Origin of the sequence: Ewingella sp. CoE-038-23 (genome assembly GCF_040419245.1) — a bacterium.
Classification (GTDB): Bacteria; Pseudomonadota; Gammaproteobacteria; order Enterobacterales; family Enterobacteriaceae; genus Ewingella; species Ewingella allii.
Genome location: NZ_JAZHOH010000001.1, coordinates 3,467,885 through 3,482,212 on the forward strand (window position 1 = coordinate 3,467,885; position 14,328 = coordinate 3,482,212).

The 14,328-nt window shown below is 50.1% G+C and carries 17 protein-coding genes; all 17 read right to left on the minus strand.

All coding sequences use genetic code 11. The annotated features are described in order from the left end of the window. Positions 1-34: 34 nt before the first annotated feature. The 17 genes from V2154_RS16540 to V2154_RS16620 all read right to left on the minus strand — a co-directional run bounded on the left by V2154_RS16540 (position 35) and on the right by V2154_RS16620 (position 14,322). Entirely contained in the window at positions 35-2,533 is a 2,499-nt protein-coding gene (locus V2154_RS16540) for a host specificity factor TipJ family phage tail protein (protein WP_353503094.1), read from the minus strand. Continuing rightward, positions 2,481-2,912: an NlpC/P60 family protein gene (locus V2154_RS16545; protein WP_353503095.1), complete on the minus strand. Its 432-nt coding sequence runs from the start codon at positions 2,910-2,912 to the stop codon at positions 2,481-2,483. The genes V2154_RS16540 and V2154_RS16545 overlap by 53 nt, the downstream gene beginning before the upstream one ends. Further along, positions 2,905-3,372, minus strand: coding sequence for a DUF1833 family protein (locus V2154_RS16550; RefSeq protein WP_353503096.1), 468 nt, complete (start codon positions 3,370-3,372; stop codon positions 2,905-2,907). The genes V2154_RS16545 and V2154_RS16550 overlap by 8 nt, the downstream gene beginning before the upstream one ends. Further along, the gene (locus V2154_RS16555) at positions 3,369-3,845 is read right to left on the minus strand and encodes a hypothetical protein (RefSeq protein WP_353503097.1); all 477 of its coding nucleotides are present in this window, start codon (positions 3,843-3,845) and stop codon (positions 3,369-3,371) included. Before V2154_RS16555 ends, V2154_RS16550 begins: the two co-directional genes overlap by 4 nt. Before the next feature lie 36 nt (positions 3,846-3,881). After that, positions 3,882-7,268 carry a tape measure protein gene (locus V2154_RS16560; RefSeq protein WP_353503098.1) on the minus strand — a complete coding sequence of 1,129 codons (3,387 nt, stop codon included), beginning with the start codon at positions 7,266-7,268 and terminating at the stop codon, positions 3,882-3,884. A gap of 64 nt (positions 7,269-7,332) precedes the next feature. Continuing rightward, positions 7,333-7,719, minus strand: a complete 387-nt coding sequence (locus V2154_RS16565; protein WP_353503099.1) for an SEN1984 family lipoprotein — start codon at positions 7,717-7,719, stop codon at positions 7,333-7,335. Between the two features lie 64 nt (positions 7,720-7,783). Next, positions 7,784-8,461: a DUF6246 family protein gene (locus V2154_RS16570; RefSeq protein WP_353503100.1), complete on the minus strand. Its 678-nt coding sequence runs from the start codon at positions 8,459-8,461 to the stop codon at positions 7,784-7,786. Positions 8,462-8,515: 54 nt separating this feature from the next. Next, positions 8,516-9,256, minus strand: coding sequence for an Ig-like domain-containing protein (locus V2154_RS16575; RefSeq protein WP_353502633.1), 741 nt, complete (start codon positions 9,254-9,256; stop codon positions 8,516-8,518). 72 nt (positions 9,257-9,328) lie between these two features. Then, on the minus strand, positions 9,329-9,712 hold the full coding sequence (locus V2154_RS16580; RefSeq protein WP_353502634.1) for a phage tail termination protein: 384 nt from the start codon (positions 9,710-9,712) through the stop codon (positions 9,329-9,331). Next, the gene (locus tag V2154_RS16585; protein ID WP_353502635.1) at positions 9,709-10,119 is read right to left on the minus strand and encodes an HK97 gp10 family phage protein; all 411 of its coding nucleotides are present in this window, start codon (positions 10,117-10,119) and stop codon (positions 9,709-9,711) included. The genes V2154_RS16580 and V2154_RS16585 overlap by 4 nt, the downstream gene beginning before the upstream one ends. A gap of 1 nt (position 10,120) precedes the next feature. Then, positions 10,121-10,468 carry a hypothetical protein gene (locus V2154_RS16590; RefSeq protein ID WP_353502636.1) on the minus strand — a complete coding sequence of 116 codons (348 nt, stop codon included), beginning with the start codon at positions 10,466-10,468 and terminating at the stop codon, positions 10,121-10,123. Further along, complete coding sequence (locus tag V2154_RS16595) at positions 10,465-10,746, minus strand: hypothetical protein (RefSeq protein WP_353502637.1); 282 nt, start codon at positions 10,744-10,746, stop codon at positions 10,465-10,467. Before V2154_RS16595 ends, V2154_RS16590 begins: the two co-directional genes overlap by 4 nt. Then, complete coding sequence (locus V2154_RS16600; RefSeq protein WP_353502638.1) at positions 10,746-11,144, minus strand: DUF7370 family protein; 399 nt, start codon at positions 11,142-11,144, stop codon at positions 10,746-10,748. Before V2154_RS16600 ends, V2154_RS16595 begins: the two co-directional genes overlap by 1 nt. Before the next feature lie 62 nt (positions 11,145-11,206). Continuing rightward, positions 11,207-11,500: a hypothetical protein gene (locus V2154_RS16605; RefSeq protein WP_353502639.1), complete on the minus strand. Its 294-nt coding sequence runs from the start codon at positions 11,498-11,500 to the stop codon at positions 11,207-11,209. Positions 11,501-11,509: 9 nt separating this feature from the next. Continuing rightward, a complete protein-coding gene (locus tag V2154_RS16610) occupies positions 11,510-12,586 on the minus strand; it encodes a major capsid protein (RefSeq protein WP_353502640.1) in 1,077 nt (358 codons plus the stop codon). A 12-nt stretch (positions 12,587-12,598) separates the two neighbouring features. Beyond that, entirely contained in the window at positions 12,599-13,054 is a 456-nt protein-coding gene (locus V2154_RS16615) for a gp53 minor capsid family protein (protein ID WP_353503101.1), read from the minus strand. An 11-nt stretch (positions 13,055-13,065) separates the two neighbouring features. Further along, entirely contained in the window at positions 13,066-14,322 is a 1,257-nt protein-coding gene (locus V2154_RS16620; RefSeq protein ID WP_353502642.1) for a hypothetical protein, read from the minus strand. Positions 14,323-14,328: the final 6 nt, after the last annotated feature.

Genomic DNA, 14,328 nt, shown 5'->3' on the forward strand with positions numbered 1-14,328 from the left:
CCCAAAGGCTGGCTTGTTGTGGTTGGGATTCTTTCTATTCAGAAATTATATAGTTGTACATTTCGTCACTGTATTCGTTTGCCGTCAGTCCGGTTGTTCCGTCTGAATTTGGCCGCTTTTCGGTGATCACCCATTTTGTTGCATCCATCTCAACCTGTGTTGCGATGATGAACCTTGATGGGGACTGGACGTTAACTCCATCCCATATATTTAATGAGATGTTTGGAACGGGAGCTATAAACCCAAAATCAGTATCTGCCCTTGGGTAAGCTCTTACTCTCTGGGTTGGGGTGCCATTGCCATCCGTAACAACGACAAACATATCACCATCAAATTTAATTCTTTCACTGGTATCAAACTGATCACCCAGCCTTTCGGTTATGTAACCATCCTGCTGGTTAGTGTCGTACATGTCAGAAACCTGAATCATCTCGCCGACATTAACCCACTCACCATCCGCAAGTGCGGTAATTCCGGCTGATATGCGAGAGTAAAGAAGCCTTCTGACCTCTTTAATCGCCCTGTCTCTGGCCTGATATGCGTTCCTGATGTACAGCATGTCAAACTTCTTGGCCTTAACCGGCTCACCCTCAGAAATTACATTCCCCACTATTTTGTATCGAATGAATGCCTGCTTGTTCGTAGTGGAGTTTTTGTACTGAACTTCAACACCATCAAAGCCTCCCGGCAGTGTCATGTCATAGCTAAAGGTAACCCCCTCTGCTTTGGTGTTGGCTCGGTTAAATATCGTTGCTGGGTTTACCTTCTTCTCATCGCGCGTAAATGACAGAACTCCATCATCCCAGTATGCCGTTACGGTTGCCGCGTCGCAGATAGTCTGCACCCTCGCCCCAAGAGATATATCTTCATCGTCAAAGGTGTAATCGAAGTATCCAAGACGCGGGTCTGGAAGCGTTCTGGCGATAGAATACAGCTCATAGATATCAATGCTAGACTCTGGCTGCCTGCCCATCACAAGCCACGTATGCAGCACTGCATCGGCAAATGATCTGGATGGGCGTATGGAATAATCAACCACCCTATTGTCTATGTTGTAGCTGATGGTGTGGCGGGTGATTAAGGCGTTATATTTTCGCTCCCTCTGGCTTGTGGCGTTCTCAGTGGCTGTAACGGTAACGGTGACCAGAGTGTCGTTAGGGTAAGCTACGTTGCTTCTTATTCTGACGCTATGGACAGCCTCAACCGTTAAAACAGAGTGGTCGTTACTGTTGTTGGTTCGCACAAAAGAAACTGCATACCGGCCCTCTCCAGCGGATGGCGTGATTTTGAAGGTGCCATATTTGTTATCGGCATTTTCATCATCATTGCTCAGGCCGAAGTTTAATGTTTCGGTCGTGCCGGGGATTTGAGCATTATTGTCATCAACCTTCCAAATCGTCACGTTAGCCCTCGCCCAATCACCGTGACCAAGCTGAGCATTCAGATGGACCCAGATCTGCGTTCCTGATACCGGAGAAAATGACGGCCCAATACTTAGAGCTTCATTGTCGTTTAGCGTGAAAATTGTGGTGTTAATTACCGCATCTGCCGGCACAACAGCAATGTCGTTGCCGCTCAGGTTGGAGAAGGTGAACTCATAGAAATATTGTGGGTTAACAACCGCGCCGTCACTTGTGGTTACGGCAGAAACCAAATCTGCATATACGGTGATGTTTTTTGTTACTGGGCCAGACACAGTGCCGTAAGTAACGTTTACGACGAATGACACAGAGTGAGGCTTGGTCAGATCATAGAAGTAGTTGAAGTCATCTAGGCGCTTAATCTTGATAAGGGCCTGCCCAGCTGTGAATTGCCCAGAAATCATGCCGGTAGTTGTTGTGGCGCTTTCCACTGGGATATCGCCACTTTCGTTCGGCCCCGGCAACTCCTGTCCATCAATGTCGTCAAACGAGAAGCCTTCGATAATTTGAGGGATAACCTCGCCCGGTTGGTAGATTCGGTATGAAGCGCCCGCCAGCGACCCTAGATTTGATTCAGAGTAACGAACAGATGTAACATCGTATTTGCCAAGCCCGAAGTTCATCCACTCCGTTACTTTCTTGATGTTATTCACATACTCAAACATCGACTCCTGAATAAGGTCAGGGAACGCCCTCACCTGCCCGTAGTTGTCAGGCTTGGCCTCGCCGTTTCTGGCTATATTCGTCTGGCCCTTAAGGCTGTTATTCGGCGATGTCTTTGAGTTGTCAGCAGTAGCGCCAAGGTTTGGCTGCTTAATGAGGGAAGAGAGTATTTTCTGAGTGAATTTGATCGGGTTTAAGTGGTCTAGCGGGTTAAGAAGCGTACCTACCAATCCGCCATTTTTGGGTTGGTCGAATATGCGAATGAAGTCGCCTTCTGCTAGCTCAAAATCAATCTCGTCATTGTCTCCTAGCTTCTTCCCGTTACGCACTATCTCGATGTCCTGATGAAGCCCAGCATCCTCTAACCAAGGCAGGAAACGCGCCCCTGCATCTAGGTTATGCCGCTCTTTTGGCATCCCCGCAATTCTCTGAATCTCGATAAGAGGCATATCGGAAGAACTCCACTTTTGTGAATACTTTTTGAATTGTTCGAAGCTTGTCTAGTCTGACATGCCCATTCTCACCGCGACTGTGCAGGGCCATACCATCGACTATCAGTCCAACGTGCTTAGGGTTTATGCCATCGTAGGCAACAAACATCCCCCCTTCGGGCGGGTGGCTTTCCTGTCGCCAAAAGACAATCTCACCGTCATAGCAAGTAAGAAAATCACTGCCGGATTCGTAGTCATCGGTGTGGTGAATGTTCACGCCTAGCACGTGTCGGTAGTAGAGCGTGATAAGGCCCCAGCAATCAGCACTATCAAAGCTACATGCGCGGTTTACCCACGGCCTGCCAATCATCCGGTCAATGAATTCTTGTTTAAGCATTTTGCAGCCCCGGAAACTCGGTGGTGTTGTAGAGAAAGGCGATGTTGTTATTGATGGGGTTCTTGAGTGTCAGTGAGCACGTGACGTCAGTCTCATTCATGCTCACATCATTCACAAAAAGCGTCCACGGCTTGAGTGGCGTGTTCATTTCCTGAGCGTCAAATCGCTGGTAGGTGCAAGATATTGGCTCAATACGAGAGTATGTGCGCCACAGCTTCAGCTTCTGCTTAAAGTCCTGCGCCAGTCGGCTAAATTTAATAGTTGAATCGATAACAGGAGTGTTGCTCTGTTGGCTCTCTGATATCTCCATGCGGCATGGCGTGTAAACCAAACCAGCAAACGTCTTCGGGTAGACCTGACGATTAACCAGCCGCACATAGCCGAACGATGAGTGATAAAAGGTGATAGTGTCGTAGAGAACCCTGTTAGGTCTTTGAGATTTATACTCTCTGAAGTTCATGGCATCTCCGGTAAATCACGGTTAACAATTTCATCAAGCCATGACCACCAGATAGGAGGAAGCTCAACAATGATATCGTCATATTGATCATCAGGGTTGGTAACGCCTCGTGTAATAACCGTGCCAGTCCATGTGATGATGCCGACGTTATCGCTCGTCTGCACTGGGAAGCCGTCAGCAGTAAAGTGAAGCTCCTGCACCTGAACCCCAGAGCCGCCAAGATTGATCGGCATCGAGAACCACTGATTTCCGTTATCCAGATATCTCGGGCTACGCAGCCACTGCTCAAATGCCCTATCTTCATCACGCTTAAACAACCACGTTAGATTCCATGTGACTTTCAGGTCGTCGGTTAGCTTTTGGTAAATCGGCGCGCCCACTGCCGGCTGGTCAGCGCGAAACCCTACGTCACTGCTTCTGTTTTTGTTCGCCTTCTGCGCCAGCGGTAGCCAGTCAGGGTAAGGAATTGCCATGCTATCTCCGAGCAATAAAAAACCCTCCGTAGAGGGTTATTGGTTTTGGGCGCGACGAGAGGCCGTGGTGTTACTGGTTATCGACTGAGACATAGGTCCGCCAGCGTTCATGTCGGCAATGAATAGGTCAACAGTTATGCCGCCATTGGCGTTAGGCGTCTGCTGCATGTCGACGGTCGCAGGGGTGTAGTTGTTGATGTTCACAATCACACCACCAGAGGAACCTACGCCGCCCAGCAACTCCTTATTGCTTATCACGCTGCCATTGTCGCCGGGTATCATGTACTGCCTGCCGGAAGATGACTGATAGATTTCTGGCATGCCGCCTTCGCCTACTTGGTACATCCCTCCCGCAGACACTGGCCCGCCGTTCTTGCGCTTGCCAGACAACGCCATAACGCCGATTAGAGCAGCCGCACCAATCGCCGCCGCGCCGCCAAACGATGCCACCGACGCCACCAAAGCCGCAGGAGTCCATGCCGCCGTTGTCGTGGCCGCCGCCGCAGTGCTGGCTGTAGTTTGCGTTGCGATTCCAGCTACTTGAGCCGAGGTTGTTGCCGCAATAGCTGACTGCTGAACGGTTGCGCCCATAATCGCCGACTTAGCCTGCTGAATGCCCATGTCAACGAACGTCTGAATGACGCTACTGAGCACAGTATTGGCGAGGCCAAGCATTGCGTCAGATGCCGACTGAGTGCCAGTGATGACGCCGGACAATGCGCTAGATGCGCTCTGACCAAATGCATTTAGCGCGTTAGCTGCAACCTCATTTCCAATGGTTTGCTGCGACCACAGTTGGAACATGGCATCTGTTCGCTCTTGCTCGTACTGCTTGTTGGCAGCGCGACGGAGTTGCAGCCCTTGCTGTTCGGTGATGGTCTTGTTGGCTTCAAACTGCTGGATGAGAGCAAGCTTTTTGGCATTCTCGTTGGCGAGTTGCTGAACTGGATCAACCGTGCCAGCGGCAGCTTGTTGAGGGCTAACCACGGCGCTTGCATTAGCCTGAGAGATGGCGCTTGCATGGTCCTGAGCTAACTTCTCAGACTCTTTATTGAACTGCTGCTGATTGACGATGCCCTCATCAAGCTGACGCTTAAGTTGCTTGGTTGCATCATCATAAGACTTGTCAGCGTTTCGAATCGGATCAGCAGCTATTGCTTCATTAAGGTCTGATTGTTTCTGCTTGGCATCAAACAACGCTCCTGCAAGTTCACCAATTTTCTGCTTCTGCGCTTCCGTTGCTTTCTCTCCGGCAGCCTGCATTGCGTTGTAAACCGCAGCCTCTCTGCTGCTGTCGTCATACTTAAGTGATAGATACCCAAGTTGACGCTGTAGGTCGGCAATCTTCTTGGCACCATCATCAACTGTTTTGTTGCTCTCTTTAGCCTGCTTGTTTCTCTCCGCCTCTGCTTGATTAAGGTCATAATTTGCAGCGGCGGCGACCTCAATTTGTTTAAGTTGAGGGGAATTGTCAGCTACGCCAGCGTTAAACGCATTCTGGCGAGCCTCCGCAATAGCCCTTGTCCTCTTATCGGTAATGGCTAGAAGTTCGTTTTCATCCCTGATGTTATCAAGAACCTTGTCACCGCCAGCGCTTCTTGGAATGACAAGAGCCTTGGAGTTGAACGTGTCCTTTGCCTTAGATGCTAAATCCAAGGCATTGCCAAATTGACGCATCAATCCATCAGCAACCCCTATCTGAAGGTTTTGCTCCTTAAGGACTCCGGTTCCAGCGGCTACCCCACCATTAAACTGGGCCTGTAATTGAGTTGTTTTATTAATGGTCGAAAGATATTTGGATTGTGCGCTTTCCACTTTGGCAGCTAGCTGTATCTGCTCACTTTGTAGTGAGTTTAGATTTTCAACTGCTGAAGAATAAAGGATATTGCCTTTTTCCATCCCAGCAACTGATTGCCTCAACTCTGCCAGCCTTGCATTTACAGACTCTAGCTTCGCTTGATTCTCTAAAAGTTGGTCATTTTGCACGGTGATGGATTTGTTTGCCTTGTCTATCTCAGCCGCCAATTGAACTTGGCTCATCTCCTTCATCTTGGAAATTACGCCATCTAGCTTATCGGCGAAATCTAGGCTTTCTTGCTTTGCCTGCTGAACCTTTTGGAAGAAGTAGAATATTGCGGCACCAGCGATTACTGCCGCGCCTGCCGGGCCGCCGATAAGTGATAGCGCACCTCTAGCTAATCCACCAACTGTTGTTGTCGCTGCTGAAGCCGCCGCAGTTGCGGTTCTAGTTGCTGCCGCTTGAGCGGCTTGTGCTTCTGCAAATGCCGCAGAGCGCTGAATGGCGATCGACTTGACAGCATTAAGATTTTCTAAAGCGAACGCCTCCGCCGCAGAGCCTTTAGCAACGTTATATTCGGCCTGAGCTAGAGCAAGAGATGAGAGTGCAGCTTCTTTGTCTAGCATGGACTTTCTAGCAGTTACTGCCGCAGCTGTTGCCGCAGCCGCTGTTGATTTTGCGGTTGCATTGGCCTGCGCTGCTGCTGCCAGAGTGTCGGCGATCCTTGATTGAGTGGCGAGTGTCAAAGCCCCAACAAATCTGCCACCAAATATCAATGCAGCAGCACCAATAAGAGACGCAACCGTATCTAGATTTTCGCTGAGAGTAATCACTCCCTGATTGAATACATTCAGCGTGGTGTTAACGCTAGATGCTTCTCCGACAAACTTCGTAATATTGTTTGTGGCCACCGTAAAGGCCTGACTCATGGTCATGGTGGTGTTGGTGAATTCTGTGGCGATCTTGTCGCTCTGCTTCAGAAGTCCATTAACAACCACATCCGTTGTCAGCTGGCCTTGTGCCGCCATTGCGCGAAGCTGGCCTATTGTCACCCCAAGAGAATCAGCAAGTGCCACAGCTAATCGGCTGCCGTTCTCAGATATTGAGTTAAATTCCTCGCCGCGCAGAACGCCAGAAGCCAGCGCCTGCGAAAGCTGAATCATTGTTGAGCTTGCTTCTTCTGTGGTGGCACCTGAAACCGTCAGACCCTTGTTTATTGTCTCAACAAGTTTGGACAAATCAGCAGTGCTGGTTCCTGCGCTTCTTGTGGCCCTCTCAAGTCGTCCGTAAAGAGTGGCTGTAGCCTCAAGGCTTGAACGGGTGTCTTGCGATATATCAAACACTCTCTGGGTTACTGTAAACAGATCTTCTGTGGCTCTAACAGAGTTCACCAACTTGTTGCTTACCGTAACCCAAGCATTGCCATACTCTGCAATTTGTTGCACAGATATGGCCGCCGCAAGACCAGAAGCCACTTTAGTCAGAGAGCCTAGTGACTTACTAAGCCCATCGGCGGACCTCCCCGTATTGTTAAGCCTGCTCGTTAACTCTCTCTGCCCTTCGATAAGTCGGCCTAGCTCAAGGTCTACTTCGTATACTAATTTTCCGCCTTGCTGATCTGCCATTTACCTTTCTCCGGGCAATAAAAAACCCCGCCGGAGCGAGGTCTATTTTTTCATGGTTGCTAGGTTAATCAGCCCAGCCGCTTTTGCTGTCTATTGCTGATTCAGACATGGTGTATTTCTTCACCACGTCTCCATTGAATAGAATCGTCAACTCTTTCTTTGTGCCAGTAGCGCCATTGTGGAACAGGCCATAAAACGGAATGAATGACTTACCGCTAACCTTTATTTTTGCGAATGCGTACTTCCAGATTTCATTACCACCATCAGTGAAGTTTACCGACTCAGGCGAACCAAACATCCCTTTAACCTCCGCCTTGGTCGTCTTTCCTTCCACTATTTTGGTCTGAACGCTGGTTTCAGTTTCTTTTTGAAGGTGCTTATTACCAGAAGATGCGCAGCCAGCCAAAATAAGAGATGTTGCAATCAGCACTATCATTGCTATGCGTTTCAATTTGATACTCCATATTTATATTTTGAAATATCTTATCAGATGATTCGTGCAACTTAACGCAAAACTATGCAGCGGCGGCCGCAATCTTCGCAGCTTTCTTGGCAAGATAGTCATCAGCTACTGCATCATATTCTTCGCTCGTAAGCCCTTTCTGGTCTGGATACTTGGCAGCCAGCATGAGCTGAAACTCAGTCATTGAAAGTTGCTCTGCTTCCGTTCGATTCATGCCGAAATGGTTTCTGCCCGCGCTGATATATTCGAAGGCGTTGAACTCGCTTACGTATGATCCTGAGTCGTGGCGCTGAAGCCTGCGAACCTTGGCCTTGCCGATGATGCCGTGAGCTATCAGCGACCGCGCTATGACAATCATGTCGCTGAGTGGCATTGAGCCAGCCAGATAGGTGAAAGCCTTCTTGCCTCGCTTACTTGGTCGCAGCTCACCGATAATTGGCGACAGGTCAGTATCACAACAGGCCTGCATCACATTCATCGCAGAGCTAATGGTCTTCTTGCTGAATTCTGGCTTTAGAACGATTTCAGATAGCCATACCGGCACATGACCGTAGGCCTCAACCGCCCTTGATAGCGTATCGATAACCTCATCGCTGTGCAGTTCGGCAAATGTCTCAACAATCTCTTTCGGCTCGCCAATCTTCGCCATATTGACGAATGAAGGTCGGAAGAAGTAATCGGTTTTCGCGTCTGATACAACCAGCTCGCCTATCTCTTTAAGTGGGGTCATATCGCGCCTCAAATAGTTATCATCGTGGGCATTCGAAAATACCCACTGTGATAATTACGCTGTGATGGTGATAGCGCTGCTGCCAGTTTTAGCGCCGTCGTTGGTGGTGTATGTCATCGTCGCAGAACCCACCGCAACACGAGTCACCAGACCTGACTGCGTGATTGTTGCCTTCGTAGTGTCAGATGAAGACCACGCGCCAGTCTTGTTAGTGGCATCCGCCGGAAGAACGTTCGCGGTTAGTTGCACGGTTGAGCCGACTGCACCGGTAGATGTTGCCGGAGTAACGTTAACGCTGGCTACTGGGACTGGCGCTGTGGTGTCGGTAACGTCAACAGTGTCAGCATCCGCCACTTTGAACTCTGTGGTGAACGTAACGATGTCGTTAGTGCCGCCGTCAGAGCTCAGCGCGGTGATTACCATGTAGCCAACGAAGGTCACAGGGCCATACTCCATGCGCACCCATAATGTAGGCTGGCGAGCCGCTTTGATTTCAGAGTTGTAATACTTGATGAAGTTACCGATGCCGTACTGGTCAAGCTTGTCGTTCTTGCGAACCTCGCCCTCAAAGCTGACGGTGAAGTCAGAGTTGGTGACGATGTTCTCGACATAGCCCTTGGTGTCATCGGCGTCACTGGTTACGGTGTTAGGGCTGAAGTCGAAGCCCTTGCTCGTACCGGCCGCCAATGCTTTCCACTGGGCCTCAGTTGGAACCGTATCAGCACAGCCATCTGCCACCTCTAAAACGATGGCGCGGCCAAATAGCTTGGAATTATCAGTCTGGCAGATAGCCATATTCAAACCTCTTGATGGTTTTTAGGTATAAAAAAAGGCCGCCATCTGGCGACCTGAGAACTTTGTCGGCTGTTATTCGCCGTAGGTGACTGAGAACTGAATCCTGAAAACCATTCGGCCTTCAGTCGTTAAGACAGGTGATGGGAAGCCGCCCATATTTTGGACATGACCGATGCAATCATTAGGCATGGGGTTGGATTGGATGAAGTCGATAATGGCACTCGCCACATCCTCAGCTTGCCCGTTCCTACCCTTCGCGCCAATCACATCAATCAGCACGTAATGGTCAGCGCCAAGGCCTTGCTGGATGGCTGTGCCATTGTTGGGCCGGAACACGACAAAGGCGTCACTTAGCTTCCCGCTATCCGTCCACACCAAAGTCTGTACGGTGAAACCAGTCGTCAGGCCAGAATCAACGAGCCAATCCCTGACGCGGCGATACATCGGAGGATTCATAACTGCATTTCCTTTTTGATGAAGGCATCAACCGATGGTTTTCCACGCTCCGCACCCTTCTCAAGGAACTGAGGTTCACCGCCCGTATCCCAGTAATTACCCTGAGCCACGCCATTCTTTTTGGGTCTTGGCCTCCCTTTGAGTTTGCCGCTCGCCTCGTGCACGTATACCGCATAATTTGCAGAGTAACCTATGCGTCCGGTTATTCTTGTTCCGGTTACTGATAGCTCCCTGAATTGGGAATTGACCAGTGTAGATGTGGCAACTGGCGTTATCGCATCAGCCTCTGAGCCGATGATTATCAAAGCTCCTGTCATCGCCCTTACAGCCTTGCGCCCGGTGATGTCACCAACTACAGCATTAAGCTTCTCTTGGGCCTCTCTTACTCCTTTAACCTTGATTCCCATATCAGACTCCAGTGATGATCCCGTAGTCGTCTGCCGTGCGGTCAAAGGTGTCAGCCCATCTCACGACGTGCATAACCTCATCTGCGCCAGCTTCAACAGGGTCAGGGTTATCCGATGGGCCAATGAGAATGTAATCACCCTTCTCAGCCTCAGCGAACTCAGTCCAGAAAGTGTTCTTGATGTTGATTTCAACACCAATAGAACCAAGCCGCGCCGTAGCATCACCTCCGTAGTCGCAGAGTATTTGCACTGGTGCCGCATAACCTATCGGGTCGCTATTCTCGCCAATCCCTAACTGCTTCCAATAAGTGGCTACAGCTGTGCAGCTCCACCTCATTAAGGCGCTCACAACTGATACTCGCTAAATTGATCTGGGCAGTCACCCTCTGCGCACTTCTTGAACCTGCGAATGGTTACCCTCTTCACATACAACGACCTGATGAAGTCGCCATCAGCTAGAACGACGAATTCAGGTGGCGTCTGGTTGCTGAATCCAAGCCAATCAAAGAAGCGAAATTTATGCTCATCAGGCCTTAGCGTTTCCGCATAAACCTGATTCCCTTCTCCGATGTCGTAGGTCACTTCAACCTCAAGCTTCGAATAGGGGTAACCGATGCAATTTGCCATTACTTTCCTCCACACATGCATCCACCCTTGCCAATCCAGATGCCAGCAAATGAATTCTGCGTTGGGTCTGGCGGTATCAGGGAAGTGGCGCAGCCTTTCTTATCCAGCCCACGAAGCAATGAGAGAGAGCTTTTCCATCTATCGCCAAACGACTGGTATCTGAATGACTGCGAGGCACCTGACGGGGCTGTCTGAGAGCTGATATATTTATCGCCCTGCCCCAGCCCCATCAATCCAAGTAGGTAAAGCTGAATGAGAAGTGCTGTAGATGCCGGATAATTAGCTTCCAAGCACTCCTGAATGCTATTGGCCTGATCAACCAGTGCCTGAAGAACGAAATCGGGAATTGTAATACCAACGGACTGAAGATATTCCTTCGCCTGCTCTATGGTTAACATGACTGACTCCAGAATAAAGCCCTCCGAAAAGGGCATTAAAAAAGCCGCTCAAACTTGGCGGCTTATTCTTCAGGGAAGAGCTTTTCTAGCTCACCTTCCGGCAGTAGCTCGGCTAACTTGTCGGCGCCGAGATTGCCTTTAAACTCAATGCCCAACTCGGTGAGTCGTTCCTGAATTTTTGCTTTCCGATCTTTTGCGGCACTGGATGAATCAGGTGTTGCTGGTTTTAATTCACCGCCAGCCTCTCCAGTCATCAGTCTGACATTTGACGCCAGCGCCGGGTGCAAGGCTTTAAGCTCAATAACATCACCCTGTTTCACGCCGTTCCATGGTCGAATAACTTCATACTTAGCCATGCTAACCCCTTATGCCAATACGGCGCCGTAGACAACACCAGACAGGCCTTGGCTATCTGCGGTGATTTGCAGGCCTTCAGCAGACATGATCTGGAAGTTGTAGTTAACGTTTGGTAGCGGGCGAGGCAATGGCACAACGCCAACCGCCATGCCGACTAGAGGTGAGACCACATCCTGACGGCGCTGATAAGCGAGGAACTCGTTACCTGTCAGTGCAAACGTTGGACGGATTTCTTTGACTGGGGCGAATGGCAGAACAGCTTGAAGCAAGTTTCCACTAATAACGCCGTTGACCACGTATGGCTGTGCCAAGTTTGCCCAGATTTCTGGAGACACCCACATGATGTCGTACTGTGCAATTTTGTTGGTACGTGCCAGAGAGCCGAAAGCGCCTTTACCGAAGAACTCAATCAACTGAGTAGGGGTAGCGCTGGTCAAGTCAATACTTGCACCACCTGCGCCTGAACCAAGATTCAGCTTCTTAGTGTTGCGGTGGTTTTTCAGGCCTTGAGCCTTATAGCCCTGCACTGAAATATTGCCGTCACCATTCAGATAGTAGTTAACGCGTTTCAGGTTGAACTTGCGCATTTTTGCCATCTGGGAGTCGAGAACCAAATCAATCCCAACTGTGCTCATACCGGCTGCGTGACGCCAATTAACGCCATAACCAGCGGTGAACACAGGAATTGGATCACCATCGCTCGCGTACTCTGTGTGGTCGAACGAGAACGGCGCCTGACCATCAATACTGATTGAAACATCATCAGCAATATCGCCGATCACGTTGTACAGTTTGGCTGTTTTACCGACAGGCAGAATCGTTTGGACTGACATGAGGTCATTGACGATTTCCATGCCAACTTCCTGATCGCGCAACTGGATAATCTGACGGTCAATTTCAGCCCAGAAGTCACGACTTAGGCCGTCAACTGCGTTTGCAGCAAGCATATCAGCCGTGAGGTGCGCTCGGTTCGCTGCAATCATCGCGTTGTTTTGCGAGTTCCAGATGTTACGGTGCGCCCACAGCTCATTCCAGTGACCGCCAAGACGACTGTTTGCAGCCAGTGTTTCTTTAGAGAAATACATATATTTTCCTTATTAGGCAGCCGGAGCGGCAGCAACAGTGCCAACGCGCATGCGTACGCGAATGAAGTCGGTAGAGCTTGCTGCAATGGTGGCCTCATCTTGGCTGTAGCCGATCACCGAATCGGTGTCCGCAGTTGCCAAGGTGAACTGACCATTCGCGCCAAGCTTAATCGGAGAGTCTTTTTTGTAGGCGCCCGGCATGCAGAGCAGAGCCAGTTCACGCCCCTCTTCTACGTAGTTGCCCACGGCAGAGTCACCAACAGGAACAGCCTCTCGGATGTTAAGACCTTGGTGGTAAGCGCTGTCGATAATGTAGATTCGGCATTTTAAAGCGGTTGCCTGAGCGAACGCCTCATTGGCATTAATTACTGCGGCGGTGCCGGGCAAAAGAGCAGCGGCGGTGATGCGGGTTTCAGTCTTGTATAAGGACTGCCCGTCGATGTTAACGCGACGATAGCGAGAAGCCATTATCATTCCCCTTAGAAATATTTAGTTGCGTCAGGCGCGCCAGTTTCTGTTTGAGCCTGGCCGCTGTTGGTGCCCAGAGGCGCTGGCTCGCCAAGTTCTTTAAACATGGTTTCCAGTGCTTCACCTGACAGGGAGTTAGCGACAACCTCGCCAAACTTTGCGGCCACTGCGTCGCGCTTAACTTTCTCTTCAGCGCGGCTGTTAGCTGTCAGAGATTCGGACAGTTTATTTTGGTTAGCCTGTAAGGCTTCGACCTTATCAGTGATCGGCTTCAACGCTTCTGCAAAGTTAGCGGCGAGGCCTTTACCGATTTCAGTCACCAGTTCTTGTTTCTCTTCTGTGGTTAAAGGCATATCGCCCTCCGAGTTGGTTGCAGGTTTCTCCTGCGGTTTAAAAATTGATAGGAATTTGTTCGTTACTACGGCTACCCAAGACTCCTGACGGGCAACTTCTGTCCCAGCGTCATCGAAGGTTATTTTTCCGCCTTCGCTCTTGTATCCGTAAATCTGGGCGGCGCCGCCGTTGGTGATAATGACCACTTGCGTGTCGGTAAAATCAGCTACCCATGCATAGTCGTCGCTACCAATTGCGAATCGTTCTTTAGCAGCACGGTCTAATCGACTTTCACGTTCACGATATGACTCACCAATCAGGGCGCCAGTATTGGCTTTAATTGGTGTCGCAAGGTCAGCGTTAACCATGAGACCAACACCCTGCTCTGGTGTTGCCGCCCCAACTTCATTAAGTAGGATGGCGTCGTGGTCCATCTTCACAATGTCTGCAACCCATTTAGCGCCGGTGGCTGCCTGCTCATCGGTTGGCTCGTCTTCGTTCAGGAATGCGGCCATGCTGGTATGAATTGGCGGAACATCTTCACCACGCTCAATGGCTTCAACGCGCTCTAAGAACTCACGCCCCTTTTCAGACTGCTTGGCAACTTCGATATCCACCCACTTTTCTAAATAGACTCGGTTGCCAGCCTTCTTGACGTTGCGGTTCCATGCGCCGATATGGCCCTGATTGATACCCTCTGGAGAGAAGGCTGATACGAATTCGCCATTCAGCGTTGGGTGGCCCAATGGCGCTAACGTCCCCTCTAGGCCCGTATAGTGAGCGTCGATTTGCTCTGCGGTATAAAGACCACCGTTCATCACAACGTTGGCGGGTAGCGTGTAGCTAGGCAGAACCCAGTGCTCTTTGTTGTTGTAAACCTCTCGGCGAATAGACTTGCTATTCACCTTGGTGGTGATGTTGACTTGCATTGTCATTGAGGG